Raw genomic sequence first — 26,388 nt, 5'->3', positions numbered from 1 at the left:
GATCAACTGCCTGCCACGGCAGCACACACGGCAAGGAAGACTCGGTGGGGAGAGCCCGCCACTAACGGGCTCTCCCAACACATATCGCCTGGGGGCCGGGGGCGCGCATCCCGGCCGCGCGAAAGCTGTAAGCCACACGCGGACGCCCGCCGGTCTCCTGCACGTACGGGGTCACCGTGAGCCCGTCGAACTCCACCGGACGAAACGGCAACCCCGCTGTGGCCTCCGGCGGCACCGGCTGATGCGCCGCAGCGATCTTCACCACACCGTCTTCTCCGAACGACGCGCCTCCGGATCAGCATCCAGCACCGACACCGACCACACCGGCAACCCCGACTCCCGATCGACCTGCTGCACCGGCCGACCCGGCCCGGACTTCTCAAAATCCCGCACCGCCTCCACCTCCGACACCACGAACGCCCCCAGCGGGAACACATCACCCATCGCCACCACAAACCTGTTACTGCGTGCCATCTGGCGCCTCCTTTGGGGGTCGTCGGCGAGGCGGTTGCGCCTGCCGCAGTCAGTCCGGACCTGCCAGGGGACGACCGCGCCCTCCTGGAGGACTAACTAGACCTATGATGAGGCGAACTAGTCCGGCTGTCAAGGGCTAGGAGGTCCTGCGACGATAAGGAGCGTGGAGATGGGCGATGTGATCCGTCGGCGACGAGCAGACCTCGGCATGTCGCAGGCTGATTTAGCGCGGGTGGCTGGGGTCGACACCCGCCAAATCCGGCGCTACGAAGCAGGGGAGCAGCAGCCTCTCGTGTCGGTTGCTCTAACTATTGCTGATGCTCTCGGAGTTTCGGTCAGTGAACTGGCTGGTCGCGCACCCGGCCGCGTCTCGTTGACTGGGGACAGGTGGGCTTCCTGGCAAACCACCCGCGATGGAGTCGAGAAGATCGCCACCCAGCCCGTCCACATGCGCCAGGAAGGTCACCTGATCCACATCGCCGCGATCCAGCGGGGGCTCAGCCAGGCTGAGGGCGGATACCTGTGGTCCGGCGAGCTGCGTCTTTGGGACAACCAGATTATGACTGGCTGGTACGCCGCAGCAGATGGCGCTGTTCGCTCGAAGGGCACGATGTTCCTTGTCATGCACCCACACGGCATCGAATTCACTGGTCGGTGGGTGGGGCTTGGCTACGACGATCAGGTCATGACGGGGTGGGCCACGATGGGTTCCACTCGCGAGGACTCCGCGCGCACCATGAGTGAGCTCATCGCCGTACGTGGCGGCACAGCATGACGGCGACTGGTTCCGTAGAGCTCTGCGAAGTCGTGCTCACTGCACCTGATCCCGATTGGCTTCGCTGGTTCACCCGCACTCTTGTCATCGATCGGCTTGCATCAAATGTCCACAACTTCGAGCCCGTTCACTCGACGTACCGGTGGGGCGATGAGGTCCATGACTGCACCGAGGGGCGCGCTGCCTTGCATACTCGTCGCAGCCTCGTTCCGGCCATTGTCGAACGCGTCATGGGGGCGCACCCCTACGACCTCCCTAGCGTGAGCGCTCGGCCGATCCACGACGGCAGTCCGACCTACTTGGCTTGGATCCGCGAGCAGACCGAGCCGCCAGCGTCTGGCTAGGTCGTGTGTGTTGCCGAATTGTGCTTTAGGGGATCAAGGCGCCGCCTCCGGCGGCGCGGGGTCGGCCACGCCGCCCCCGCCGCTCGCTCACTACACCTCCGGCCCGTTCGCGGCGGCGGGCTCGGCTACCCGACCCCAAGCCACCAGGCAGCCGCCTGAACCCCAGAGACGCCGACGGCACGCCTGCACGATGGCCGCCGCTGCCCTTGCTCCGCGTCACGCCAGGCGTCGATGCGGACCGTCGTCAGTCCTGTAGGCCGGGCGTGCCGCCCGGGATGCCTCCGGCGGCCGGGCTCCGCCCGGACCCGACACCGCTCGGAGATCAGGGGGAGTGCGGCGGGGCTGGCGATCTCCTCACGGCGCGCCGAGACGGCAACCAGACCGAGGGGTGGGGTGCAAGGCTGAACCCCGTGCCTTGCACCCCACCCCTCGGTCTGGCAGGGGTGAACCCGCGCCGCGAGGAGATCACCAGCAGGCCGGGCGCGTGGGAAAAAAGACAACCCCACGGGGCCGGTCGTGCAACGAGCGTGCGAGTACTGGCGGGGAACCACGGTCACTCACGGCCACTCACGGTCAGTCGACCGGCTCAGATCGCGCAGGTGGGCAGGGCATTGACCGCAGTCTTCCAAACTGGCTACGCGGGTTCGATTCCCGTCGCCCGCTCACACCACGCGACCGGCCGAAACACCACCCCTTATCGATCTTGAACAGGGGGTGGTGCGGGACGTGCGACCGGTGTGCGAGAAGAGGGCGAGTGGCCGCCCCCGGACGCTTGAACATGAGACGGCAGGGAGGCGTGCGCATGCTCAACATCGTCTGGGCTGTGTGCACTGCGGCGGGCCTCGTGGTCATCCTCACCGTGTGGAACGGTGGATTCGACTGGCTCTTCGTGGTGACCGGGGTGCTGGTCGTCCTGTGTGCCCATGCTCTTGATCGGGCCGTGCGGCGGAGCCGGGGTGAACCGGGGTCGGGGCTGTACGGGCGGGGTCGTCGCGTGGTCACTCATGCCGCCGCGCCGTCGACGGTCTGGATCGTCCTCCAGGAGGAAGCTGACGACTGTCGAATCCTTGGAGTATTCCACGATAGTGCGACTGCCGATGAATTCATGATGCGAAAGGGGCGCGACTTTCCCGAGTCGACGTTCTCCTGCGGCGAGTATGAAATTGGGTGGACCGAAGACCGGGGGGCGCAGCGTTATCGCTCGCCCGATTGAGGTGGTCTCGGAGGGGTGGGGAATACGTGCCCGATGAGGGAAGCCGCCGGTGAACTCTCTGACGACTCAGCCGTCGTCGTCGGCCTCGATGTCCTGATCGGTGTGGGGTCGGCGTTCGCGGTCGACCAGTGCGGCGATCTGGGTGGCGATGCGGCGGTCGCGTTCGGTGGTGGCGTGTTGGTAGATCAGTGCGGCGCGCATGGTGCCGTGGCCCATGCGGTGCATGAGTTCGCGGGTGCTGGCCCCAGCAGTAGCAGCGAGATGGTTACCGGTGTGACGTAGGTCATGGAAATGGAAACCGGTGGGGAGCCCGGTCTTGACCACGGTGGTGGGCCAGTCGGTTGCGCGGCCGAAGTTCCCGCGTCGGAGCATGCCGCCGCGTTGTCCGCAGAAGATCAGTCCGTCCGGTGGCGGGCCGGAGTAGGCGGCGGTGTGGGTGGTGAGGACCTCGACGAGGAACGGGGGCAGGGAGAGGGTGCGGATACCGGCGGCGGATTTGGGTGGCCCGGGTCGGAGGCCGCCTCGGCTGAGTTGGGCCAGGCGTCGTCGGACGTGGAGGGTGGCGGTGTTCAGGTCGAGGTCGCAGTGGCGTAGCCCGGCGAGTTCTCCCCAGCGCAGTCCGGTGAACGCGGCGGACAGGATCAGGGCGTGGAAGCGGGGTGGCATCGCGGCGGCGAGGTCGAAGACCTGGCCGATGGTGGCGGTGGGGCGTTCGGGGGTGCGGTGTTCACCGGCGCCTTTGATGCGGCAGGGGTTGCGGGTGATCCGGCCGTCGTCGACGGCGGTGGTGCAGATGGCGCGGACGAGGCGGTAGGCCTTCGCGGTGCGGTCTTCGGAGCGTCCGGCAGCGAGCAGGGTGGTGCGCCAGGTGCGGATGACTGCGGTGGTCAGCTCGGCGAGGTCGATCGGGCCGAGGAACGGGTCGATGTGGTGGCGCCAGATGCTGCGGTACTCCTCGCGGGTGCGGGCGCTGACGCGGTGTTCGGTGATCCACTGCTCCCCGAAGTCATGGAAGGGTAGCTGGCCCAGGGCGGGGTCGAACCAGTCACCGCGCAGGATGTCGCTTTCGACGAGGGTGAGCCATTGGGCGGCGTCGCCTTTGCGGTCGAAGGTTCCCGGGGCGGTGCGGCGTTGCCCGCTGTTGGTGGGGTAGCTGGCCTGATACCGCCCGGAGGGCAGGCGGCGGATGGAGCCGAACCGGCGCCGACTCGTCTTGTTCGCCGTCATCGCGTTCCTCGCCGGGGGTGTGGGTGTGGTCGGTGGGGGAACGGTTCGACCCGGCCTTGGGCGAGCCAGGCGTCGAGGTCGGTCACGGCGAAGCGCACATGCCGTCCGATGCGGTAGAACGCGATCCGTCGGGCTGCGACCAGGCGCCGCACGAAACGCGGGGAGGTGTTCAGGTAGCGGGCGGTCTCGGCCACGGTCAGGTACTGCGTCATCGACGGCGTCCCTGCTACGCGGCCTGATCACGGGTAGCCGAACACCCGATTGCCGAACGGTCGTCCGGTGGTGGGCCGGTGGTGGTGAGGAGGGCGGCGTCGTAGTCGGCGCGCCATCGTTGGCGTTGATGGATCGCGTGCAGAAGCAGGACGGGGCGGGGTGGGACGTCGCTGTCGCCGGGTTGCACGGGTTCCCAGTTGAAGGGTCCGTCATCGATCGCGTAGGCGGGTGTCACTCCGGCGTGGTCGAGGAGTTGCCGAACGAACGCGCTCCGGTCCGCGCGGTGATCACCGAGGCTCTTGTTGGACCATTTGCGGGAGACCAGGACGCGGCGTCCGGCGATGCCGAGGTGTTCGGGCTTGTGCGCTGTGCCGGTGCAGTGCCCGGGGGTCATCTCCGGGCGGGCACCCTTGGGTGCGACGGCGTAGAGCAGCCAGATCGGGCAGCGCGGCGAACACGGGGTGATGGCGAGTTCGGCGGTGAGGCGTCGGGCGTGGTCGCGCTGGCGGGTGGTGGCGGTGTCGTCGAGTCCGGCGGCGTGGCCGACGGATTTGGTGAGGTATTTGGTGAGGTAGCCGATGTGGCGTCCGGCTTCTTCGGTGCCGCCGAGGATGCCTTTCACATGCACTTGGGGGCCGAAGACCACGGTGTGGGCCGGCGTGGTGAGGACCTCGGGGTCGGTGGCCTCGTCCCAGGTGGGGAGCGGTGTGTGGGTGTCGGGGTCGACGAAGGCTTTCTGCCGGTGGTCCCAGCGGGGGAGCTTGTCCCCGGTGTAGACGATGTCGTCGTGGGCGGGCCACCAGACCTGGTGGTAGGTGGCGGCGGTGATCGCGCGCAACTCTGCGCGGGGGATGGTGCCGCGGATGGCGGCGTGGAAGTGCGGGGCACCGCGTTTCTGCGGTTCGACGGTCCCGAAGTACTGCACGTCCCAGCCGACACAGCGCCGCGTGTTCTGCCAGAACCTGTCCAGCAGCTTCGGGAAGTGGATCGCATCGCGGGCGGCGCGGCGGTAGTCGTAGGTATCGGGGTCGATCGCGGCGCCGTTGCCGTCGACGCGGCCGTAGGTGTCCAGGGTCAGGGTGAGGAAGGTCGAGGGCCGATATTTCCCGCCGAACACCCGTCCGATCGTGCGGTCCTCCACAGGCCGCCGGGGCAGGTTCGGGGCGTCCTGACGACGCCGGGTAGTCCGGCGGATGGCCTTCGGGCGGGGGTCGAGCGGGGCGAGGGGTCCGCGGACTCCGAGGGCGCGGAGTTCGGTGTCGATGTCCTCGACGATCTCGCGTATCTCATCACACTCGGCGTTGTCTCCGGCGGCGAGACAGTCAGTGTAGGCGGCGTGGAAGTCCGCGCGGGCGGCCATCAACTCTTTCTGCGCGGTCGTCGGGTCGGCAGGTGTGACGGCGGGTTCGTTCTCCAGGTGCCAGCCTTCGCGGCACTGGGTCATCCGCAGCCGTCGGGCCTTGTCTGAGCAGGGGCGGCACTGGTCTTCCCGTGTCGAACCGCACGGCACCGGCACGACATCGATCCGTCCGGTGGATTGGTCGATGCGGCGCATCGCCAGGGGGCGGACACACACGCCGTGGTCCTCGGCGAGCTGGACCGCGACCTCGTGCGACAGGGCCAGCATCGCCTTCTGCGCCCGGGTGAGCGTGTCCTGATCGACCGGCTCCCGCCCCGGCGCGCTGTCGGTCACGGTGTCGGCGCTGTCGGTGTGGGTGTCGGCGTTGGTCATGCTGCGTCTCCGATCTCGCGGTGGTGGACGGTCGGGTCGGGGAGGGTCAGGACCGGCGCCACTCCGGCGGTCGGGGAAGTGCGGGTGACGAAGGCTTCTAGGTCTTTGACCGCACCGTCAGACACCCACCCGGCCCGGATACGCAGGGGTTCACGGATGCCGTCGCCGAACAGATAGCCCACGCCGGGTTCGTCTTCACCGATCCGGTTGGCCCACGCACCACGGTCGTAGGCGTGATCGCCGAGGACCATCGACACATGGGACTTCGAGGCGACGCGTAGGCAGATGCGGCGGGGGAACAGCTCCCGCACCGGGACGGTGTCCTTGGTCGGTTCCTGCACATAGCCGCGCACGGTGTAGCCCAACGCGCGGCCCTGGGTGGTGAGCAGGGCGACGCGGTCGGTGATCGCCTCGCGGGTCTTGCGGTCCCCGCCGTAACGCAGCAGCGCACCGATCTCGTCGAACTCCACGATCTCCAACGGGGTGTCCCGGGTGACGGGGACCAGGCGGGTCGCCCCGGCGTACTCGCGTTTACGGGCCTCCATGCTCTCGACAAGATCATCGAGGAGGGCGAGGGCGTCTTTGCTGGTGACGGCGTAGCGGTGGAACACTCCCCGCCCGTAGGCCAGCTCCATACCTTTCGGGTCGATCCCGTTGACCCGGACCAGGCCGTCACCGATCGCGGGGGCGATCGCACACAACGGCGCCCACATCAACGACCCCTTCCCCGCCCCAGTCGCCCCCGCGACCAGGGTGTGACCACCGATCAACGACTGATGCCAGTCCGTGCCGTACTCGGTGTGCCCGGACCAGACCTTCTCCAGGTCGATCGCCGACCCGTCCAGGTCGGACAGGGTGTCCAGGCCCGGCGCCCGCACCACCCCGGACAGCAGGTTGCGGCGCTGGAAATCGATCGACACCACATTCGGGGACAACTCCCGCACCTGACAACGCCGCACCCTGCGCGCGACAGCGAGGGCGCGGGTGGCGGTGTCGAACTCTTCCGGGGTCTGCCCGGGAACGAGGCGGACCCGGACCTCGTCCCACGACGGCCCCGAGCGCACCCCCAGAATCCGAGGGAGCTGATCAGCCACCGGCCGCGACCTCGACAAGACCGGGGTGCGGCGCAATGGATTCACCACCGCGATCGGTGCTCCGCCCCGGTCCGGCACCGTCAGGTTGCAGGAGCGCAGCCAGCGCGGCATCCGAGGCGCATACAGCAGCCAGCGCAGCCACCACCCCCGCAGACGACGCCCGGCATAACGATCGAACGACACCACCGATGTCCACCGCCACACCCCCAGCGCGACAGCGACCGCAGCGATGGTGACCACCAGCGAGGGCCACCCGAGCAGCGAGCACCACACCACAGCGACCGCAGCGGTGATCGTGGTGCGCCAATGCCGAACCACCCACACCGTCACGATCACGACGACCTTGCAGGCCAACCAGACGGTGACGAACACGACCGCGACCGTCGCCACGCCCTCGGCGATCCGGCCGAGGAACTGCCCCACCCAATGCAGACCAGCGAGCACCACCACCGTCGCCAGACCGGCAACAACGAGAGAACCTGTCGTGCTCATCGACGCTCTCCGTCCTGTTCCGGGGAACGACGCGGAGCGCACACGGCAAGGAGGGGAACCAACGCGAGCTGGTCATGATGGTCGCTACACCGACGCCCGTCCCCCTGAGATACCGCGCTCAGCGGGGTCAGGCACACCTCGCACCGCACCGTGTCCTCCCCGGTAACGACATCGGTGGTCGTGTCGGTGTTCATGCCGCCGCGCTCCCCGGTGTGGGAACGGCAGCAGGGGCGGTGCTCCGGCGGGCGGCGACCCGAGCGGTGCGGTGCAGCCGCCGTCGATCCTGTGGGGTGGTGGCGCCGAGGACGCCGTAGCGGCGGGCCGGGTCTTCGACCAGCAGCGCCTCGACCAGACACATACTGCGGACCCGGCAACCACGACACACCTCCAACGCAGGCTCGGCGGCGTGCGGAGCGGTGTCGGTGGGGAAGAACGACTCGGTGTCCATCCCGCGACACGCCGCCCCGGCCCGCCAGCGATGACGTTCAGCACCGTGAAGCGCCCGGGGCAGGGCAGGAGGGGGTGAAGAAAGTCCGGTGTTCATCTAGGATCGGTGTCCTTCCACGCTGGTTCCGGGTTGATCAACTGCCTGCCACGGCAGCAACACACGGCAAGGAAGACTCGGTGGGGGAGCCCGCCACTAACGGGCTCTCCCACACATATCGCCTGGTCCGACAGTGCTTGTCAGGCGGCGTCCTGGTTCTTGGCCGTATGTCCACGCTGGGGGCCGGGGGCGCGCATCCCCGCCGCGCGAAAGCTGTAAGCCACACGCGGACGCCCGCCGGTCTCCTGCACGTACGGGGTCACCGTGAGCCCGTCGAACTCCACCGGACGAAACGGCAACCCCGCTGTGGCCTCCGGCGGCACCGGCTGATGCGCCGCAGCGATCTTCACCACCACCGTCTTCTCGCTCCGCCGTGCTTCCGGATCGGCATCCAGCACCGACACCGACCACACCGGCAACCCCGACTCCCGATCGACCTGCTGCACCGGACGCCCCGGCGCCGACTTCTCAAAATCCCGCACCGCCTCCACCTCCGACACCACGAACGCCCCCAGCGGGAACACATCACCCATCGCCACCACAAACCTGTTACTGCGTGCCATGTCAGCTCCTCCTTGAGCGGGTCTCCGCCGCTATCCGACAGTACTCGCACTGGTTGTGCTAGTCATACTTTTAGTGCGGGTCTTGGCGGAGGTCAGTTGGAGGTGACCTGTCCGCCAGCTCCTTCACGCGAGGGTCGTCGCCTGCGACCGCAGGAGGTCCGCAATGAGGGTGCGCGCTCGCTGTGTGACCTAGCCTGTTGCGGCGAGACGGTGAAGCTGCGGCGAGTCATTGATCACGGCGTCGGTGCGGCGCAGCTGTGCGCTTGCGCTGGCGACATCGATCAAGAATCGCCCTGCCGCTCGGCGGACAGACGGCCGTCTCGATCTGTTCTGCTACGCGTAGGGCTCGGCCAGCGTCGCCAAGCTCAACTGCGACAGCAACCTCGTGCAGACTCCATTGGTCGGCCCAAATTCGGTGTTGTAGTCATTGCGGCCATCGTGAACGTGCTCAGCGGCCTCTCGCGCATCATTTAGGTAACGGTAGGCTGCATCTCGTCTCCGCTGCGCGCTGAAGCTGTAGCAAGTTGAAGATGAAGTGCGCCAAGCAGTGCGTAGGTTGCGGGGTCTGAATCCCCCTGGGGGTAGGTTTGAGCAGAGCGTTGGCGGCATCGCCTGCGACTCGACGGGCCATGTCAGCGTCGCTCGCTTGAAAGACAATCGCAAGACGAAATGCGCATTCGGCCAAGTGCGCGTTCAAGGTGTGAGCGGACGCCGTGGCGCGATCGATTGCCACCCAGGCTGCATCAAATTCCCCTAGCTTGGCTAGCATTGCAGATGCAGCGAGGTACATCCGAGCGCGCGATTGCCGGACTGCGGGGGGAGTCTCGTTGCCAGCCTGATCGCTGGCGGTTTCGACTTCTGTGATCAAATCACGCAGAGAATTGCAAGCTCTTCATACTGAGCAGAGTGGGCCAGCTTCCATGCGTGACTGGTTCGCTCTTCAATGCCGGGATATCTACCGGCTGGGGCGATTTCGGTAGCGCCTGGAGCGCGTGGTTCGACGCCAGGGTTAGTGCTAACTCAGTAGCGGCATCAGGCTTCCCTGTCTGTGCGGTGGCCAGGATTTTTCTGGTGTCACGCCGACCTCAGTGTCAAGGGCGTCGGCTACGCGTTCAAGCACTGACATGCGGTCGATTCGCCGAACTCCGCGCTCCACCTGACTTACCCAGGTTTCAGAGCGTCCGACCTTTTGTGCAAACTCCGCCTGCGAGTATCCAAGCTTCTTGCGCAGGAATGCTATTTTCCGACCGAAGTCTGTTGACGAATCGCTTCTCATCGGAGTGTCGGCTTGCCGTTCGTTGAGGCGATGAACTCGACTCGCAGGTTTGTGATGTACTGCTCGCGTTCTGCCAGGAAGTGCTTCACGTGCGCAGTGGATTCGTGGGCCTCGAAGGAGTCGCGGTCGATGTAAAGTTCGTAGAAAATTCGAGCCAGTGGCTCGGCGGATACAGTATTTACGAGGTAGAGCAGGGTGCCTGGCTCTGAGGATTTGATCTGCTCACACGTAGCTGAAGTTAAAGCGTCGAACCTCCGGGCCGCCTCTGCGTCCGCGAGGTCGAAGCGTGCAACTAAGCCGAACATCCTGCCTCCCGAGTGAGGGACTAGCCGTCAGGCACTGTGCACTTATCATACGGCCTGTCACTAAAAGTGCGGTACGGGCGTCGGTTCCCGAACGAGTACCGCTGGTGCTCACGGAGGCGGTGGGCGAGGTCTGCTCAGGTCGTGTGTGTTGCCGAATTGTGCTTTAGGGGATCAAGGCGCCGCCTCCGGCGGCGCGGGGTCGGCCACGCCGCCCCCGCCGCTCGCTCACTACACCTCCGGCCCGTTCGCGGCGGCGGGCTCGGCTACCCGACCCCAAGCCACCAGGCAGCCGCCTGAACCCCAGAGACGCCGACGGCACGCCTGCACGATGGCCGCCGCTGCCCTTGCTCCGCGTCACGCCAGGCGTCGATGCGGACCGTCGTCAGTCCTGTAGGCCGGGCGTGCCGCCCGGGATGCCTCCGGCGGCCGGGCTCCGCCCGGACCCGACACCGCTCGGAGATCAGGGGGAGTGCGGCGGGGCTGGCGATCTCCTCACGGCGCGCCGAGACGGCAACCAGACCGAGGGGTGGGGTGCAAGGCTGAACCCCGTGCCTTGCACCCCACCCCTCGGTCTGGCAGGGGTGAACCCGCGCCGCGAGGAGATCACCAGCAGGCCGGGCGCGTGGGAAAAAAGACAACCCCACGGGGCCGGTCGTGCAACGAGCGTGCGAGTACTGGCGGGGAACCACGGTCACTCACGGCCACTCACGGTCAGTCGACCGGCTCAGATCGCGCAGGTGGGCAGGGCATTGACCGCAGTCTTCCAAACTGGCTACGCGGGTTCGATTCCCGTCGCCCGCTCACACCACGCGACCGGCCGAAACACCACCCCTTATCGATCTTGAACAGGGGGTGGTGCGGGACGTGCGACCGGTGTGCGAGAAGAGGGCGAGTGGCCGCCCCCGGACGCTTGAACATGAGACGGCAGGGAGGCGTGCGCATGCTCAACATCGTCTGGGCTGTGTGCACTGCGGCGGGCCTCGTGGTCATCCTCACCGTGTGGAACGGTGGATTCGACTGGCTCTTCGTGGTGACCGGGGTGCTGGTCGTCCTGTGTGCCCATGCTCTTGATCGGGCCGTGCGGCGGAGCCGGGGTGAACCGGGGTCGGGGCTGTACGGGCGGGGTCGTCGCGTGGTCACTCATGCCGCCGCGCCGTCGACGGTCTGGATCGTCCTCCAGGAGGAAGCTGACGACTGTCGAATCCTTGGAGTATTCCACGATAGTGCGACTGCCGATGAATTCATGATGCGAAAGGGGCGCGACTTTCCCGAGTCGACGTTCTCCTGCGGCGAGTATGAAATTGGGTGGACCGAAGACCGGGGGGCGCAGCGTTATCGCTCGCCCGATTGAGGTGGTCTCGGAGGGGTGGGGAATACGTGCCCGATGAGGGAAGCCGCCGGTGAACTCTCTGACGACTCAGCCGTCGTCGTCGGCCTCGATGTCCTGATCGGTGTGGGGTCGGCGTTCGCGGTCGACCAGTGCGGCGATCTGGGTGGCGATGCGGCGGTCGCGTTCGGTGGTGGCGTGTTGGTAGATCAGTGCGGCGCGCATGGTGCCGTGGCCCATGCGGTGCATGAGTTCGCGGGTGCTGGCCCCAGCAGTAGCAGCGAGATGGTTACCGGTGTGACGTAGGTCATGGAAATGGAAACCGGTGGGGAGCCCGGTCTTGACCACGGTGGTGGGCCAGTCGGTTGCGCGGCCGAAGTTCCCGCGTCGGAGCATGCCGCCGCGTTGTCCGCAGAAGATCAGTCCGTCCGGTGGCGGGCCGGAGTAGGCGGCGGTGTGGGTGGTGAGGACCTCGACGAGGAACGGGGGCAGGGAGAGGGTGCGGATACCGGCGGCGGATTTGGGTGGCCCGGGTCGGAGGCCGCCTCGGCTGAGTTGGGCCAGGCGTCGTCGGACGTGGAGGGTGGCGGTGTTCAGGTCGAGGTCGCAGTGGCGTAGCCCGGCGAGTTCTCCCCAGCGCAGTCCGGTGAACGCGGCGGACAGGATCAGGGCGTGGAAGCGGGGTGGCATCGCGGCGGCGAGGTCGAAGACCTGGCCGATGGTGGCGGTGGGGCGTTCGGGGGTGCGGTGTTCACCGGCGCCTTTGATGCGGCAGGGGTTGCGGGTGATCCGGCCGTCGTCGACGGCGGTGGTGCAGATGGCGCGGACGAGGCGGTAGGCCTTCGCGGTGCGGTCTTCGGAGCGTCCGGCAGCGAGCAGGGTGGTGCGCCAGGTGCGGATGACTGCGGTGGTCAGCTCGGCGAGGTCGATCGGGCCGAGGAACGGGTCGATGTGGTGGCGCCAGATGCTGCGGTACTCCTCGCGGGTGCGGGCGCTGACGCGGTGTTCGGTGATCCACTGCTCCCCGAAGTCATGGAAGGGTAGCTGGCCCAGGGCGGGGTCGAACCAGTCACCGCGCAGGATGTCGCTTTCGACGAGGGTGAGCCATTGGGCGGCGTCGCCTTTGCGGTCGAAGGTTCCCGGGGCGGTGCGGCGTTGCCCGCTGTTGGTGGGGTAGCTGGCCTGATACCGCCCGGAGGGCAGGCGGCGGATGGAGCCGAACCGGCGCCGACTCGTCTTGTTCGCCGTCATCGCGTTCCTCGCCGGGGGTGTGGGTGTGGTCGGTGGGGGAACGGTTCGACCCGGCCTTGGGCGAGCCAGGCGTCGAGGTCGGTCACGGCGAAGCGCACATGCCGTCCGATGCGGTAGAACGCGATCCGTCGGGCTGCGACCAGGCGCCGCACGAAACGCGGGGAGGTGTTCAGGTAGCGGGCGGTCTCGGCCACGGTCAGGTACTGCGTCATCGACGGCGTCCCTGCTACGCGGCCTGATCACGGGTAGCCGAACACCCGATTGCCGAACGGTCGTCCGGTGGTGGGCCGGTGGTGGTGAGGAGGGCGGCGTCGTAGTCGGCGCGCCATCGTTGGCGTTGATGGATCGCGTGCAGAAGCAGGACGGGGCGGGGTGGGACGTCGCTGTCGCCGGGTTGCACGGGTTCCCAGTTGAAGGGTCCGTCATCGATCGCGTAGGCGGGTGTCACTCCGGCGTGGTCGAGGAGTTGCCGAACGAACGCGCTCCGGTCCGCGCGGTGATCACCGAGGCTCTTGTTGGACCATTTGCGGGAGACCAGGACGCGGCGTCCGGCGATGCCGAGGTGTTCGGGCTTGTGCGCTGTGCCGGTGCAGTGCCCGGGGGTCATCTCCGGGCGGGCACCCTTGGGTGCGACGGCGTAGAGCAGCCAGATCGGGCAGCGCGGCGAACACGGGGTGATGGCGAGTTCGGCGGTGAGGCGTCGGGCGTGGTCGCGCTGGCGGGTGGTGGCGGTGTCGTCGAGTCCGGCGGCGTGGCCGACGGATTTGGTGAGGTATTTGGTGAGGTAGCCGATGTGGCGTCCGGCTTCTTCGGTGCCGCCGAGGATGCCTTTCACATGCACTTGGGGGCCGAAGACCACGGTGTGGGCCGGCGTGGTGAGGACCTCGGGGTCGGTGGCCTCGTCCCAGGTGGGGAGCGGTGTGTGGGTGTCGGGGTCGACGAAGGCTTTCTGCCGGTGGTCCCAGCGGGGGAGCTTGTCCCCGGTGTAGACGATGTCGTCGTGGGCGGGCCACCAGACCTGGTGGTAGGTGGCGGCGGTGATCGCGCGCAACTCTGCGCGGGGGATGGTGCCGCGGATGGCGGCGTGGAAGTGCGGGGCACCGCGTTTCTGCGGTTCGACGGTCCCGAAGTACTGCACGTCCCAGCCGACACAGCGCCGCGTGTTCTGCCAGAACCTGTCCAGCAGCTTCGGGAAGTGGATCGCATCGCGGGCGGCGCGGCGGTAGTCGTAGGTATCGGGGTCGATCGCGGCGCCGTTGCCGTCGACGCGGCCGTAGGTGTCCAGGGTCAGGGTGAGGAAGGTCGAGGGCCGATATTTCCCGCCGAACACCCGTCCGATCGTGCGGTCCTCCACAGGCCGCCGGGGCAGGTTCGGGGCGTCCTGACGACGCCGGGTAGTCCGGCGGATGGCCTTCGGGCGGGGGTCGAGCGGGGCGAGGGGTCCGCGGACTCCGAGGGCGCGGAGTTCGGTGTCGATGTCCTCGACGATCTCGCGTATCTCATCACACTCGGCGTTGTCTCCGGCGGCGAGACAGTCAGTGTAGGCGGCGTGGAAGTCCGCGCGGGCGGCCATCAACTCTTTCTGCGCGGTCGTCGGGTCGGCAGGTGTGACGGCGGGTTCGTTCTCCAGGTGCCAGCCTTCGCGGCACTGGGTCATCCGCAGCCGTCGGGCCTTGTCTGAGCAGGGGCGGCACTGGTCTTCCCGTGTCGAACCGCACGGCACCGGCACGACATCGATCCGTCCGGTGGATTGGTCGATGCGGCGCATCGCCAGGGGGCGGACACACACGCCGTGGTCCTCGGCGAGCTGGACCGCGACCTCGTGCGACAGGGCCAGCATCGCCTTCTGCGCCCGGGTGAGCGTGTCCTGATCGACCGGCTCCCGCCCCGGCGCGCTGTCGGTCACGGTGTCGGCGCTGTCGGTGTGGGTGTCGGCGTTGGTCATGCTGCGTCTCCGATCTCGCGGTGGTGGACGGTCGGGTCGGGGAGGGTCAGGACCGGCGCCACTCCGGCGGTCGGGGAAGTGCGGGTGACGAAGGCTTCTAGGTCTTTGACCGCACCGTCAGACACCCACCCGGCCCGGATACGCAGGGGTTCACGGATGCCGTCGCCGAACAGATAGCCCACGCCGGGTTCGTCTTCACCGATCCGGTTGGCCCACGCACCACGGTCGTAGGCGTGATCGCCGAGGACCATCGACACATGGGACTTCGAGGCGACGCGTAGGCAGATGCGGCGGGGGAACAGCTCCCGCACCGGGACGGTGTCCTTGGTCGGTTCCTGCACATAGCCGCGCACGGTGTAGCCCAACGCGCGGCCCTGGGTGGTGAGCAGGGCGACGCGGTCGGTGATCGCCTCGCGGGTCTTGCGGTCCCCGCCGTAACGCAGCAGCGCACCGATCTCGTCGAACTCCACGATCTCCAACGGGGTGTCCCGGGTGACGGGGACCAGGCGGGTCGCCCCGGCGTACTCGCGTTTACGGGCCTCCATGCTCTCGACAAGATCATCGAGGAGGGCGAGGGCGTCTTTGCTGGTGACGGCGTAGCGGTGGAACACTCCCCGCCCGTAGGCCAGCTCCATACCTTTCGGGTCGATCCCGTTGACCCGGACCAGGCCGTCACCGATCGCGGGGGCGATCGCACACAACGGCGCCCACATCAACGACCCCTTCCCCGCCCCAGTCGCCCCCGCGACCAGGGTGTGACCACCGATCAACGACTGATGCCAGTCCGTGCCGTACTCGGTGTGCCCGGACCAGACCTTCTCCAGGTCGATCGCCGACCCGTCCAGGTCGGACAGGGTGTCCAGGCCCGGCGCCCGCACCACCCCGGACAGCAGGTTGCGGCGCTGGAAATCGATCGACACCACATTCGGGGACAACTCCCGCACCTGACAACGCCGCACCCTGCGCGCGACAGCGAGGGCGCGGGTGGCGGTGTCGAACTCTTCCGGGGTCTGCCCGGGAACGAGGCGGACCCGGACCTCGTCCCACGACGGCCCCGAGCGCACCCCCAGAATCCGAGGGAGCTGATCAGCCACCGGCCGCGACCTCGACAAGACCGGGGTGCGGCGCAATGGATTCACCACCGCGATCGGTGCTCCGCCCCGGTCCGGCACCGTCAGGTTGCAGGAGCGCAGCCAGCGCGGCATCCGAGGCGCATACAGCAGCCAGCGCAGCCACCACCCCCGCAGACGACGCCCGGCATAACGATCGAACGACACCACCGATGTCCACCGCCACACCCCCAGCGCGACAGCGACCGCAGCGATGGTGACCACCAGCGAGGGCCACCCGAGCAGCGAGCACCACACCACAGCGACCGCAGCGGTGATCGTGGTGCGCCAATGCCGAACCACCCACACCGTCACGATCACGACGACCTTGCAGGCCAACCAGACGGTGACGAACACGACCGCGACCGTCGCCACGCCCTCGGCGATCCGGCCGAGGAACTGCCCCACCCAATGCAGACCAGCGAGCACCACCACCGTCGCCAGACCGGCAACAACGAGAGAACCTGTCGTGCTCATCGACGCTCTCCGTCCTGTTCCGGGGAACGACGCGGAGCGCACACGGCAAGGAGGGGAACCAACGCGAGCTGGTCATGATGGTCGCTACACCGACGCCCGTCCCCCTGAGATACCGCGCTCAGCGGGGTCAGGCACACCTCGCACCGCACCGTGTCCTCCCCGGTAACGACATCGGTGGTCGTGTCGGTGTTCATGCCGCCGCGCTCCCCGGTGTGGGAACGGCAGCAGGGGCGGTGCTCCGGCGGGCGGCGACCCGAGCGGTGCGGTGCAGCCGCCGTCGATCCTGTGGGGTGGTGGCGCCGAGGACGCCGTAGCGGCGGGCCGGGTCTTCGACCAGCAGCGCCTCGACCAGGCACATGCTGCGGACCCGGCAACCACGACACACCTCCAACGCAGGCTCGGCGGCGTGCGGAGCGGTGTCGGTGGGGAAGAACGACTCGGTGTCCATCCCGCGACACGCCGCCGCTGCCCGCCAGCGATGACGTTCAGCACCGTGAAGCGCCCGGGGCAGGGCAGGAGGGGGTGAAGAAAGTCCGGTGTTCATCTAGGATCGGTGTCCTTCCACGCTGGTTCCGGGTTGATCAACTGCCTGCCACGGCAGCAACACACGGCAAGGAAGACTCGGTGGGGGAGCCCGCCACTAACGGGCTCTCCCACACATATCGCCTGGTCCGACAGTGCTTGTCAGGCGGCGTCCTGGTTCTTGGCCGTATGTCCACGCTGGGGGCCGGGGGCGCGCATCCCCGCCGCGCGAAAGCTGTAAGCCACACGCGGACGCCCGCCGGTCTCCTGCACGTACGGGGTCACCGTGAGCCCGTCGAACTCCACCGGACGAAACGGCAACCCCGCTGTGGCCTCCGGCGGCACCGGCTGATGCGCCGCAGCGATCTTCACCACCACCGTCTTCTCGCTCCGCCGTGCTTCCGGATCGGCATCCAGCACCGACACCGACCACACCGGCAACCCCGACTCCCGATCGACCTGCTGCACCGGACGCCCCGGCGCCGACTTCTCAAAATCCCGCACCGCCTCCACCTCCGACACCACGAACGCCCCCAGCGGGAACACATCACCCATCGCCACCACAAACCTGTTACTACGCGCCATGTCAGCTCCTCCGTGAGCGACAGGCATCTCCCGCCGCTATCCCGACAGTACTCGCACTGGTTGTGCTAGTCAATACTTTTAGTGCGGGTCTTGGCGGAGGTCAGTTGGAGGTGACCTGTCCGGCCAGCTCCTTCACGCGAGGGTCGTCGCCATGCGACCGCAGGAGGTCCGCAATGAGGGTGCGCGCTCGGCTGTGTGACCTAGCCTGTTGCGGCGAGACGGTGAAGCTGCGGCGGAGTGCATTGATCACGGCGTCGGTGCGGCGCAGCTGTGCGCTTGCGCTGGCGACATCGATCAAGAATCGGCCCTGCCGCTCGGCGGACAGACGGCCGTCGTCGATCTGTTCTGCTACGCGTAGGGCTCGGCCAGCGTCGCCAAGCTCAACTGCGACAGCAACCTCGTGCAGACTCACATTGGTCGGCCCAAATTCGGTGTTGTAGTCATTGCGGCCATCGTGAACGTGCTCAGCGGCCTCTCGCGCATCATTTAGGTAACGGTAGGCTGCATCTCCGTCTCCGCTGCGCGCTGAAGCTGTAGCAAGTTGAAGATGAAGTGCGCCAAGCAGTGCGTAGGTTGCGGGGTCTGAATCCCCCTGGGGGTAGGTTTGAGACAGAGCGTTGGCGGCATCGCCTGCGACTCGACGGGCCATGTCGAAGCGTCGGCTCGCTTGAAAGACAATCGCAAGACGAAATGCGCATTCGGCCAGTAAGTGCGCGTTCTTTAAGGTGTGAGCGGACGCCGTGGCGCGATCGATTGCCACCCAGGCTGCATCAAATTCCCCTAGCTTGGCTAGCATTGCAGATGCAGCGAGGTACATCCGAGCGCGCGATTGCCGGACTGCGGGGGGAGTCTCGTTGCCAGCCTGATCGCTGGCGGTTTCGACTTCTGTGATCAAATCACGCAAGAGAATTGCAAGCTCTTCATACTGAGCAGAGTGGGCCAGCTTCCATGCGTGACTGGTTCGCTCTTCAATGCCGGGGATATCTACCGGCTGGGGCGATTTCGGTAGCGCCTGGAGCGCGTGGTTCGACGCCAGGGTTAGTGCTAACTCAGTAGCGGCAGCAGGCTTCCCTGTCTGTGCGAGTGGCCAGGATTTTTCTGGTGTCAGCTCGCCGACCTCAGTGTCAAGGGCGTCGGCTACGCGTTCAAGCACTGACATGCGGTCGATTCGCCGAACTCCGCGCTCCACCTGACTTACCCAGGTTTCAGAGCGTCCGACCTTTTGTGCAAACTCCGCCTGCGAGTATCCAAGCTTCTTGCGCAGGAATGCTATTTTCCGACCGAAGTCTGTTGACGAATCGCTTCTCATCGGAGTGTCGGCTTGCCGTTCGTTGAGGCGATGAACTCGACTCGCAGGTTTGTGATGTACTGCTCGCGTTCTGCCAGGAAGTGCTTCACGTGCGCAGTGGATTCGTGGGCCTCGAAGGAGTCGCGGTCGATGTAAAGTTCGTAGAAAATTCGAGCCAGTGGCTCGGCGGATACAGTATTTACGAGGTAGAGCAGGGTGCCTGGCTCTGAGGATTTGATCTGCTCACACGTAGCTGAAGTTAAAGCGTCGAACCTCCGGGCCGCCTCTGCGTCCGCGAGGTCGAAGCGTGCAACTAAGCCGAACATCCTGCCTCCCGAGTGAGGGACTAGCCGTCAGGCACTGTGCACTTATCATACGGCCTGTCACTAAAAGTGCGGTACGGGCGTCGGTTCCCGAACGAAGTACCGCTGGTGCTCACGGAGGCGGTGGGCGAGGTCTGCTCAGGTCGTGTGTGTTGCCGAATTGTGCTTTAGGGGATCAAGGCGCCGCCTCCGGCGGCGCGGGGTCGGCCACGCCGCCCCCGCCGCTCGCTCACTACACCTCCGGCCCGTTCGCGGCGGCGGGCTCGGCTACCCGACCCCAAGCCACCAGGCAGCCGCCTGAACCCCAGAGACGCCGACGGCACGCCTGCACGATGGCCGCCGCTGCCCTTGCTCCGCGTCACGCCAGGCGTCGATGCGGACCGTCGTCAGTCCTGTAGGCCGGGCGTGCCGCCCGGGATGCCTCCGGCGGCCGGGCTCCGCCCGGACCCGACACCGCTCGGAGATCAGGGGGAGTGCGGCGGGGCTGGCGATCTCCTCACGGCGCGCCGAGACGGCAACCAGACCGAGGGGTGGGGTGCAAGGCTGAACCCCGTGCCTTGCACCCCACCCCTCGGTCTGGCAGGGGTGAACCCGCGCCGCGAGGAGATCACCAGCAGGCCGGGCGCGTGGGAAAAAAGACAACCCCACGGGGCCGGTCGTGCAACGAGCGTGCGAGTACTGGCGGGGAACCACGGTCACTCACGGCCACTCACGGTCAGTCGACCGGCTCAGATCGCGCAGGTGGGCAGGGCATTGACCGCAGTCTTCCAAACTGGCTACGCGGGTTCGATTCCCGTCGCCCGCTCACACCACGCGACCGGCCGAAACACCACCCCTTATCGATCTTGAACAGGGGGTGGTGCGGGACGTGCGACCGGTGTGCGAGAAGAGGGCGAGTGGCCGCCCCCGGACGCTTGAACATGAGACGGCAGGGAGGCGTGCGCATGCTCAACATCGTCTGGGCTGTGTGCACTGCGGCGGGCCTCGTGGTCATCCTCACCGTGTGGAACGGTGGATTCGACTGGCTCTTCGTGGTGACCGGGGTGCTGGTCGTCCTGTGTGCCCATGCTCTTGATCGGGCCGTGCGGCGGAGCCGGGGTGAACCGGGGTCGGGGCTGTACGGGCGGGGTCGTCGCGTGGTCACTCATGCCGCCGCGCCGTCGACGGTCTGGATCGTCCTCCAGGAGGAAGCTGACGACTGTCGAATCCTTGGAGTATTCCACGATAGTGCGACTGCCGATGAATTCATGATGCGAAAGGGGCGCGACTTTCCCGAGTCGACGTTCTCCTGCGGCGAGTATGAAATTGGGTGGACCGAAGACCGGGGGGCGCAGCGTTATCGCTCGCCCGATTGAGGTGGTCTCGGAGGGGTGGGGAATACGTGCCCGATGAGGGAAGCCGCCGGTGAACTCTCTGACGACTCAGCCGTCGTCGTCGGCCTCGATGTCCTGATCGGTGTGGGGTCGGCGTTCGCGGTCGACCAGTGCGGCGATCTGGGTGGCGATGCGGCGGTCGCGTTCGGTGGTGGCGTGTTGGTAGATCAGTGCGGCGCGCATGGTGCCGTGGCCCATGCGGTGCATGAGTTCGCGGGTGCTGGCCCCAGCAGTAGCAGCGAGATGGTTACCGGTGTGACGTAGGTCATGGAAATGGAAACCGGTGGGGAGCCCGGTCTTGACCACGGTGGTGGGCCAGTCGGTTGCGCGGCCGAAGTTCCCGCGTCGGAGCATGCCGCCGCGTTGTCCGCAGAAGATCAGTCCGTCCGGTGGCGGGCCGGAGTAGGCGGCGGTGTGGGTGGTGAGGACCTCGACGAGGAACGGGGGCAGGGAGAGGGTGCGGATACCGGCGGCGGATTTGGGTGGCCCGGGTCGGAGGCCGCCTCGGCTGAGTTGGGCCAGGCGTCGTCGGACGTGGAGGGTGGCGGTGTTCAGGTCGAGGTCGCAGTGGCGTAGCCCGGCGAGTTCTCCCCAGCGCAGTCCGGTGAACGCGGCGGACAGGATCAGGGCGTGGAAGCGGGGTGGCATCGCGGCGGCGAGGTCGAAGACCTGGCCGATGGTGGCGGTGGGGCGTTCGGGGGTGCGGTGTTCACCGGCGCCTTTGATGCGGCAGGGGTTGCGGGTGATCCGGCCGTCGTCGACGGCGGTGGTGCAGATGGCGCGGACGAGGCGGTAGGCCTTCGCGGTGCGGTCTTCGGAGCGTCCGGCAGCGAGCAGGGTGGTGCGCCAGGTGCGGATGACTGCGGTGGTCAGCTCGGCGAGGTCGATCGGGCCGAGGAACGGGTCGATGTGGTGGCGCCAGATGCTGCGGTACTCCTCGCGGGTGCGGGCGCTGACGCGGTGTTCGGTGATCCACTGCTCCCCGAAGTCATGGAAGGGTAGCTGGCCCAGGGCGGGGTCGAACCAGTCACCGCGCAGGATGTCGCTTTCGACGAGGGTGAGCCATTGGGCGGCGTCGCCTTTGCGGTCGAAGGTTCCCGGGGCGGTGCGGCGTTGCCCGCTGTTGGTGGGGTAGCTGGCCTGATACCGCCCGGAGGGCAGGCGGCGGATGGAGCCGAACCGGCGCCGACTCGTCTTGTTCGCCGTCATCGCGTTCCTCGCCGGGGGTGTGGGTGTGGTCGGTGGGGGAACGGTTCGACCCGGCCTTGGGCGAGCCAGGCGTCGAGGTCGGTCACGGCGAAGCGCACATGCCGTCCGATGCGGTAGAACGCGATCCGTCGGGCTGCGACCAGGCGCCGCACGAAACGCGGGGAGGTGTTCAGGTAGCGGGCGGTCTCGGCCACGGTCAGGTACTGCGTCATCGACGGCGTCCCTGCTACGCGGCCTGATCACGGGTAGCCGAACACCCGATTGCCGAACGGTCGTCCGGTGGTGGGCCGGTGGTGGTGAGGAGGGCGGCGTCGTAGTCGGCGCGCCATCGTTGGCGTTGATGGATCGCGTGCAGAAGCAGGACGGGGCGGGGTGGGACGTCGCTGTCGCCGGGTTGCACGGGTTCCCAGTTGAAGGGTCCGTCATCGATCGCGTAGGCGGGTGTCACTCCGGCGTGGTCGAGGAGTTGCCGAACGAACGCGCTCCGGTCCGCGCGGTGATCACCGAGGCTCTTGTTGGACCATTTGCGGGAGACCAGGACGCGGCGTCCGGCGATGCCGAGGTGTTCGGGCTTGTGCGCTGTGCCGGTGCAGTGCCCGGGGGTCATCTCCGGGCGGGCACCCTTGGGTGCGACGGCGTAGAGCAGCCAGATCGGGCAGCGCGGCGAACACGGGGTGATGGCGAGTTCGGCGGTGAGGCGTCGGGCGTGGTCGCGCTGGCGGGTGGTGGCGGTGTCGTCGAGTCCGGCGGCGTGGCCGACGGATTTGGTGAGGTATTTGGTGAGGTAGCCGATGTGGCGTCCGGCTTCTTCGGTGCCGCCGAGGATGCCTTTCACATGCACTTGGGGGCCGAAGACCACGGTGTGGGCCGGCGTGGTGAGGACCTCGGGGTCGGTGGCCTCGTCCCAGGTGGGGAGCGGTGTGTGGGTGTCGGGGTCGACGAAGGCTTTCTGCCGGTGGTCCCAGCGGGGGAGCTTGTCCCCGGTGTAGACGATGTCGTCGTGGGCGGGCCACCAGACCTGGTGGTAGGTGGCGGCGGTGATCGCGCGCAACTCTGCGCGGGGGATGGTGCCGCGGATGGCGGCGTGGAAGTGCGGGGCACCGCGTTTCTGCGGTTCGACGGTCCCGAAGTACTGCACGTCCCAGCCGACACAGCGCCGCGTGTTCTGCCAGAACCTGTCCAGCAGCTTCGGGAAGTGGATCGCATCGCGGGCGGCGCGGCGGTAGTCGTAGGTATCGGGGTCGATCGCGGCGCCGTTGCCGTCGACGCGGCCGTAGGTGTCCAGGGTCAGGGTGAGGAAGGTCGAGGGCCGATATTTCCCGCCGAACACCCGTCCGATCGTGCGGTCCTCCACAGGCCGCCGGGGCAGGTTCGGGGCGTCCTGACGACGCCGGGTAGTCCGGCGGATGGCCTTCGGGCGGGGGTCGAGCGGGGCGAGGGGTCCGCGGACTCCGAGGGCGCGGAGTTCGGTGTCGATGTCCTCGACGATCTCGCGTATCTCATCACACTCGGCGTTGTCTCCGGCGGCGAGACAGTCAGTGTAGGCGGCGTGGAAGTCCGCGCGGGCGGCCATCAACTCTTTCTGCGCGGTCGTCGGGTCGGCAGGTGTGACGGCGGGTTCGTTCTCCAGGTGCCAGCCTTCGCGGCACTGGGTCATCCGCAGCCGTCGGGCCTTGTCTGAGCAGGGGCGGCACTGGTCTTCCCGTGTCGAACCGCACGGCACCGGCACGACATCGATCCGTCCGGTGGATTGGTCGATGCGGCGCATCGCCAGGGGGCGGACACACACGCCGTGGTCCTCGGCGAGCTGGACCGCGACCTCGTGCGACAGGGCCAGCATCGCCTTCTGCGCCCGGGTGAGCGTGTCCTGATCGACCGGCTCCCGCCCCGGCGCGCTGTCGGTCACGGTGTCGGCGCTGTCGGTGTGGGTGTCGGCGTTGGTCATGCTGCGTCTCCGATCTCGCGGTGGTGGACGGTCGGGTCGGGGAGGGTCAGGACCGGCGCCACTCCGGCGGTCGGGGAAGTGCGGGTGACGAAGGCTTCTAGGTCTTTGACCGCACCGTCAGACACCCACCCGGCCCGGATACGCAGGGGTTCACGGATGCCGTCGCCGAACAGATAGCCCACGCCGGGTTCGTCTTCACCGATCCGGTTGGCCCACGCACCACGGTCGTAGGCGTGATCGCCGAGGACCATCGACACATGGGACTTCGAGGCGACGCGTAGGCAGATGCGGCGGGGGAACAGCTCCCGCACCGGGACGGTGTCCTTGGTCGGTTCCTGCACATAGCCGCGCACGGTGTAGCCCAACGCGCGGCCCTGGGTGGTGAGCAGGGCGACGCGGTCGGTGATCGCCTCGCGGGTCTTGCGGTCCCCGCCGTAACGCAGCAGCGCACCGATCTCGTCGAACTCCACGATCTCCAACGGGGTGTCCCGGGTGACGGGGACCAGGCGGGTCGCCCCGGCGTACTCGCGTTTACGGGCCTCCATGCTCTCGACAAGATCATCGAGGAGGGCGAGGGCGTCTTTGCTGGTGACGGCGTAGCGGTGGAACACTCCCCGCCCGTAGGCCAGCTCCATACCTTTCGGGTCGATCCCGTTGACCCGGACCAGGCCGTCACCGATCGCGGGGGCGATCGCACACAACGGCGCCCACATCAACGACCCCTTCCCCGCCCCAGTCGCCCCCGCGACCAGGGTGTGACCACCGATCAACGACTGATGCCAGTCCGTGCCGTACTCGGTGTGCCCGGACCAGACCTTCTCCAGGTCGATCGCCGACCCGTCCAGGTCGGACAGGGTGTCCAGGCCCGGCGCCCGCACCACCCCGGACAGCAGGTTGCGGCGCTGGAAATCGATCGACACCACATTCGGGGACAACTCCCGCACCTGACAACGCCGCACCCTGCGCGCGACAGCGAGGGCGCGGGTGGCGGTGTCGAACTCTTCCGGGGTCTGCCCGGGAACGAGGCGGACCCGGACCTCGTCCCACGACGGCCCCGAGCGCACCCCCAGAATCCGAGGGAGCTGATCAGCCACCGGCCGCGACCTCGACAAGACCGGGGTGCGGCGCAATGGATTCACCACCGCGATCGGTGCTCCGCCCCGGTCCGGCACCGTCAGGTTGCAGGAGCGCAGCCAGCGCGGCATCCGAGGCGCATACAGCAGCCAGCGCAGCCACCACCCCCGCAGACGACGCCCGGCATAACGATCGAACGACACCACCGATGTCCACCGCCACACCCCCAGCGCGACAGCGACCGCAGCGATGGTGACCACCAGCGAGGGCCACCCGAGCAGCGAGCACCACACCACAGCGACCGCAGCGGTGATCGTGGTGCGCCAATGCCGAACCACCCACACCGTCACGACCACCGCGACCTTGCAGGCCAACCACACGGTGACGAACACGACCGCGACCGTCGCCACGCCCTCGGCGATCCGGCCGAGGAACTGCCCCACCCAGTGCAGACCAGCGAGCACCACCACCGTCGCGAGACCGGCAAGGACCAGAGAACCCATCGTCGTCATCGCAGGCTCCCGCCCTGTTCCGGGGAACGACGCGGAGCGCACACGACCGGGATCGGGACCAACGCGAGCTGCCCGCGATGGTCACCACACCGCCGCACGCGCCCCCCGGAGACATCGCTCAGCGGGGTCAGGCACACCTCGCACCGCACCGCGCCCTCCCCGGTAACGACATCGGTGGTCGTGTCGGTTCATGCCGCCGCGCTCCCCGGTGCGACAGCAGCAGGGGCCGCGGTCCGGCGGGCGGCGACCCGAGCGGTGCGGTGCAGCCGCCGTCGATCCTGTGGGGTGGTGGCGCCGAGGACGCCGTAGCGGCGGGCCGGGTCTTCGACCAGCAGCGCCTCGACCAGACACATACTGCGGACCCGGCAACCACGACACACCTCCAACGCAGGCTCGGCGGCGTGCGGAGCGGTGTCGGTGGGGAAGAACGACTCGGTGTCCATCCCGCGACACGCCGCCCCGGCCCGCCAGCGATGACGTTCAGCACCGTGAAGCGCCCGGGGCAGGGCAGGAGGGGGTGAAGAAAGTCCGGTGTTCATCTAGGATCGGTGTCCTTCCACGCTGGTTCCGGGTTGATCAACTGCCTGCCACGGCAGCAACACACGGCAAGGAAGACTCGGTGGGGGAGCCCGCCACTAACGGGCTCTCCCACACATATCGCCTGGTCCGACAGTGCTTGTCAGGCGGCGTCCTGGTTCTTGGCCGTATGTCCACGCTGGGGGCCGGGGGCGCGCATCCCCGCCGCGCGAAAGCTGTAAGCCACACGCGGACGCCCGCCGGTCTCCTGCACGTACGGGGTCACCGTGAGCCCGTCGAACTCCACCGGACGAAACGGCAACCCCGCTGTGGCCTCCGGCGGCACCGGCTGATGCGCCGCAGCGATCTTCACCACCACCGTCTTCTCGCTCCGCCGTGCTTCCGGATCGGCATCCAGCACCGACACCGACCACACCGGCAACCCCGACTCCCGATCGACCTGCTGCACCGGACGCCCCGGCGCCGACTTCTCAAAATCCCGCACCGCCTCCACCTCCGACACCACGAACGCCCCCAGCGGGAACACATCACCCATCGCCACCGCGAACTTGTTACTGCGTGCCATGTCAGCTCCTCTGTCGTTCGCTCTCTGCGTCCAGCTGCAAGCTCTACGTGAGGCTAGCAGTTGATAGCTCAGCATGTCAACTGAATGGCTACGA

General features: G+C 67.6%; 28 protein-coding genes. 5 read left to right on the top strand and 23 right to left on the bottom strand.

What is annotated here, in order from left to right; all coding sequences use genetic code 11:
* Nucleotides 1–258 precede the first annotated feature (258 nt).
* On the bottom strand, nucleotides 259–474 hold the full coding sequence (locus tag KPL59_RS11270) for a hypothetical protein (RefSeq protein WP_226360751.1): 216 nt from the start codon (nucleotides 472–474) through the stop codon (nucleotides 259–261).
* A 169-nt stretch (nucleotides 475–643) separates the two neighbouring features.
* On the opposite strand from KPL59_RS11270, the gene KPL59_RS11265 reads away from it, so the two are divergent.
* The 3 genes from KPL59_RS11265 (at nucleotide 644) to KPL59_RS11255 (ending at nucleotide 2,806) form a co-directional block, all read left to right on the top strand.
* Nucleotides 644–1,249 (top strand): helix-turn-helix transcriptional regulator, encoded by a 606-nt coding sequence (locus KPL59_RS11265; protein WP_226360299.1) that lies wholly within the window; start codon nucleotides 644–646, stop codon nucleotides 1,247–1,249.
* Nucleotides 1,246–1,593: a divalent-cation tolerance protein CutA gene (gene cutA, locus KPL59_RS37550; RefSeq protein ID WP_226360300.1), complete on the top strand. Its 348-nt coding sequence runs from the start codon at nucleotides 1,246–1,248 to the stop codon at nucleotides 1,591–1,593. The genes KPL59_RS11265 and cutA overlap by 4 nt, the downstream gene beginning before the upstream one ends.
* A gap of 802 nt (nucleotides 1,594–2,395) precedes the next feature.
* Complete coding sequence (locus KPL59_RS11255; protein ID WP_226360293.1) at nucleotides 2,396–2,806, top strand: hypothetical protein; 411 nt, start codon at nucleotides 2,396–2,398, stop codon at nucleotides 2,804–2,806.
* A gap of 66 nt (nucleotides 2,807–2,872) precedes the next feature.
* On the opposite strand, the gene KPL59_RS11250 is transcribed toward KPL59_RS11255, so the two are convergent.
* The 8 genes from KPL59_RS11250 to KPL59_RS11215 form a co-directional block, all read right to left on the bottom strand.
* Nucleotides 2,873–4,033 carry a site-specific integrase gene (locus KPL59_RS11250; RefSeq protein WP_226360294.1) on the bottom strand — a complete coding sequence of 387 codons (1,161 nt, stop codon included), beginning with the start codon at nucleotides 4,031–4,033 and terminating at the stop codon, nucleotides 2,873–2,875.
* On the bottom strand, nucleotides 4,030–4,245 hold the full coding sequence (locus KPL59_RS11245; protein ID WP_226360295.1) for a helix-turn-helix domain-containing protein: 216 nt from the start codon (nucleotides 4,243–4,245) through the stop codon (nucleotides 4,030–4,032). The genes KPL59_RS11250 and KPL59_RS11245 overlap by 4 nt, the downstream gene beginning before the upstream one ends.
* 14 nt (nucleotides 4,246–4,259) lie before the next feature.
* Nucleotides 4,260–5,873: a helitron helicase-like domain-containing protein gene (locus KPL59_RS11240; RefSeq protein WP_226360545.1), complete on the bottom strand. Its 1,614-nt coding sequence runs from the start codon at nucleotides 5,871–5,873 to the stop codon at nucleotides 4,260–4,262.
* A 101-nt stretch (nucleotides 5,874–5,974) separates the two neighbouring features.
* The gene (locus KPL59_RS11235; protein ID WP_226360296.1) at nucleotides 5,975–7,564 is read right to left on the bottom strand and encodes an FtsK/SpoIIIE domain-containing protein; all 1,590 of its coding nucleotides are present in this window, start codon (nucleotides 7,562–7,564) and stop codon (nucleotides 5,975–5,977) included.
* A 190-nt stretch (nucleotides 7,565–7,754) separates the two neighbouring features.
* Nucleotides 7,755–8,108 carry a WhiB family transcriptional regulator gene (locus KPL59_RS11230; RefSeq protein WP_226360297.1) on the bottom strand — a complete coding sequence of 118 codons (354 nt, stop codon included), beginning with the start codon at nucleotides 8,106–8,108 and terminating at the stop codon, nucleotides 7,755–7,757.
* A 140-nt stretch (nucleotides 8,109–8,248) separates the two neighbouring features.
* Nucleotides 8,249–8,671, bottom strand: a complete 423-nt coding sequence (locus tag KPL59_RS11225; RefSeq protein WP_226360740.1) for a plasmid replication, integration and excision activator — start codon at nucleotides 8,669–8,671, stop codon at nucleotides 8,249–8,251.
* A 1,015-nt stretch (nucleotides 8,672–9,686) separates the two neighbouring features.
* Nucleotides 9,687–9,947, bottom strand: coding sequence for a helix-turn-helix transcriptional regulator (locus KPL59_RS37545; RefSeq protein WP_226360750.1), 261 nt, complete (start codon nucleotides 9,945–9,947; stop codon nucleotides 9,687–9,689).
* Entirely contained in the window at nucleotides 9,944–10,252 is a 309-nt protein-coding gene (locus tag KPL59_RS11215; protein WP_226360749.1) for a putative quinol monooxygenase, read from the bottom strand. The genes KPL59_RS37545 and KPL59_RS11215 overlap by 4 nt, the downstream gene beginning before the upstream one ends.
* 940 nt (nucleotides 10,253–11,192) lie before the next feature.
* On the opposite strand from KPL59_RS11215, the gene KPL59_RS11210 reads away from it, so the two are divergent.
* A complete protein-coding gene (locus KPL59_RS11210; RefSeq protein WP_226360293.1) occupies nucleotides 11,193–11,603 on the top strand; it encodes a hypothetical protein in 411 nt (136 codons plus the stop codon).
* A 66-nt stretch (nucleotides 11,604–11,669) separates the two neighbouring features.
* Here KPL59_RS11210 and KPL59_RS11205 read toward each other — a convergent pair whose 3' ends face one another.
* The 8 genes from KPL59_RS11205 to KPL59_RS11170 all read right to left on the bottom strand — a co-directional run bounded on the left by KPL59_RS11205 (nucleotide 11,670) and on the right by KPL59_RS11170 (nucleotide 19,082).
* Nucleotides 11,670–12,830 (bottom strand): site-specific integrase, encoded by a 1,161-nt coding sequence (locus KPL59_RS11205; RefSeq protein WP_226360294.1) that lies wholly within the window; start codon nucleotides 12,828–12,830, stop codon nucleotides 11,670–11,672.
* Nucleotides 12,827–13,042, bottom strand: coding sequence for a helix-turn-helix domain-containing protein (locus tag KPL59_RS11200; protein WP_226360295.1), 216 nt, complete (start codon nucleotides 13,040–13,042; stop codon nucleotides 12,827–12,829). Before KPL59_RS11200 ends, KPL59_RS11205 begins: the two co-directional genes overlap by 4 nt.
* 14 nt (nucleotides 13,043–13,056) lie before the next feature.
* Entirely contained in the window at nucleotides 13,057–14,670 is a 1,614-nt protein-coding gene (locus tag KPL59_RS11195) for a helitron helicase-like domain-containing protein (protein WP_226360545.1), read from the bottom strand.
* 101 nt (nucleotides 14,671–14,771) lie between these two features.
* A complete protein-coding gene (locus tag KPL59_RS11190) occupies nucleotides 14,772–16,361 on the bottom strand; it encodes an FtsK/SpoIIIE domain-containing protein (RefSeq protein ID WP_226360296.1) in 1,590 nt (529 codons plus the stop codon).
* Between the two features lie 190 nt (nucleotides 16,362–16,551).
* Nucleotides 16,552–16,905 carry a WhiB family transcriptional regulator gene (locus tag KPL59_RS11185; protein WP_226360741.1) on the bottom strand — a complete coding sequence of 118 codons (354 nt, stop codon included), beginning with the start codon at nucleotides 16,903–16,905 and terminating at the stop codon, nucleotides 16,552–16,554.
* Between the two features lie 140 nt (nucleotides 16,906–17,045).
* Nucleotides 17,046–17,468, bottom strand: coding sequence for a plasmid replication, integration and excision activator (locus KPL59_RS11180; protein ID WP_226360740.1), 423 nt, complete (start codon nucleotides 17,466–17,468; stop codon nucleotides 17,046–17,048).
* Nucleotides 17,469–17,568: 100 nt separating this feature from the next.
* On the bottom strand, nucleotides 17,569–18,777 hold the full coding sequence (locus KPL59_RS11175) for a helix-turn-helix domain-containing protein (RefSeq protein ID WP_226360739.1): 1,209 nt from the start codon (nucleotides 18,775–18,777) through the stop codon (nucleotides 17,569–17,571).
* Nucleotides 18,774–19,082: a putative quinol monooxygenase gene (locus tag KPL59_RS11170; RefSeq protein WP_226360749.1), complete on the bottom strand. Its 309-nt coding sequence runs from the start codon at nucleotides 19,080–19,082 to the stop codon at nucleotides 18,774–18,776. The genes KPL59_RS11175 and KPL59_RS11170 overlap by 4 nt, the downstream gene beginning before the upstream one ends.
* A gap of 941 nt (nucleotides 19,083–20,023) precedes the next feature.
* On the opposite strand from KPL59_RS11170, the gene KPL59_RS11165 reads away from it, so the two are divergent.
* Nucleotides 20,024–20,434 carry a hypothetical protein gene (locus KPL59_RS11165; RefSeq protein ID WP_226360293.1) on the top strand — a complete coding sequence of 137 codons (411 nt, stop codon included), beginning with the start codon at nucleotides 20,024–20,026 and terminating at the stop codon, nucleotides 20,432–20,434.
* A 66-nt stretch (nucleotides 20,435–20,500) separates the two neighbouring features.
* Here the strand turns inward: KPL59_RS11165 and KPL59_RS11160 are convergent, their stop codons facing one another.
* The 6 genes from KPL59_RS11160 to KPL59_RS11135 all read right to left on the bottom strand — a co-directional run bounded on the left by KPL59_RS11160 (nucleotide 20,501) and on the right by KPL59_RS11135 (nucleotide 26,294).
* A complete protein-coding gene (locus KPL59_RS11160) occupies nucleotides 20,501–21,661 on the bottom strand; it encodes a site-specific integrase (RefSeq protein ID WP_226360294.1) in 1,161 nt (386 codons plus the stop codon).
* Complete coding sequence (locus KPL59_RS11155; protein WP_226360295.1) at nucleotides 21,658–21,873, bottom strand: helix-turn-helix domain-containing protein; 216 nt, start codon at nucleotides 21,871–21,873, stop codon at nucleotides 21,658–21,660. Before KPL59_RS11155 ends, KPL59_RS11160 begins: the two co-directional genes overlap by 4 nt.
* Nucleotides 21,874–21,887: 14 nt before the next feature.
* On the bottom strand, nucleotides 21,888–23,501 hold the full coding sequence (locus KPL59_RS11150; protein ID WP_226360545.1) for a helitron helicase-like domain-containing protein: 1,614 nt from the start codon (nucleotides 23,499–23,501) through the stop codon (nucleotides 21,888–21,890).
* 101 nt (nucleotides 23,502–23,602) lie between these two features.
* The gene (locus KPL59_RS11145; protein WP_226360748.1) at nucleotides 23,603–25,192 is read right to left on the bottom strand and encodes an FtsK/SpoIIIE domain-containing protein; all 1,590 of its coding nucleotides are present in this window, start codon (nucleotides 25,190–25,192) and stop codon (nucleotides 23,603–23,605) included.
* 188 nt (nucleotides 25,193–25,380) lie between these two features.
* Nucleotides 25,381–25,731 (bottom strand): WhiB family transcriptional regulator, encoded by a 351-nt coding sequence (locus tag KPL59_RS11140; protein ID WP_226360745.1) that lies wholly within the window; start codon nucleotides 25,729–25,731, stop codon nucleotides 25,381–25,383.
* A gap of 140 nt (nucleotides 25,732–25,871) precedes the next feature.
* Nucleotides 25,872–26,294: a plasmid replication, integration and excision activator gene (locus KPL59_RS11135; protein ID WP_226360747.1), complete on the bottom strand. Its 423-nt coding sequence runs from the start codon at nucleotides 26,292–26,294 to the stop codon at nucleotides 25,872–25,874.
* Between the last annotated feature and the right edge of the window lie 94 nt (nucleotides 26,295–26,388).

Origin of the sequence: Pseudonocardia sp. ICBG1142 (genome assembly GCF_020496255.1) — a bacterium.
Lineage (GTDB): Bacteria > Actinomycetota > Actinomycetes > Mycobacteriales > Pseudonocardiaceae > Pseudonocardia.
This window is presented reverse-complemented; position numbering and strand designations above follow the sequence as displayed.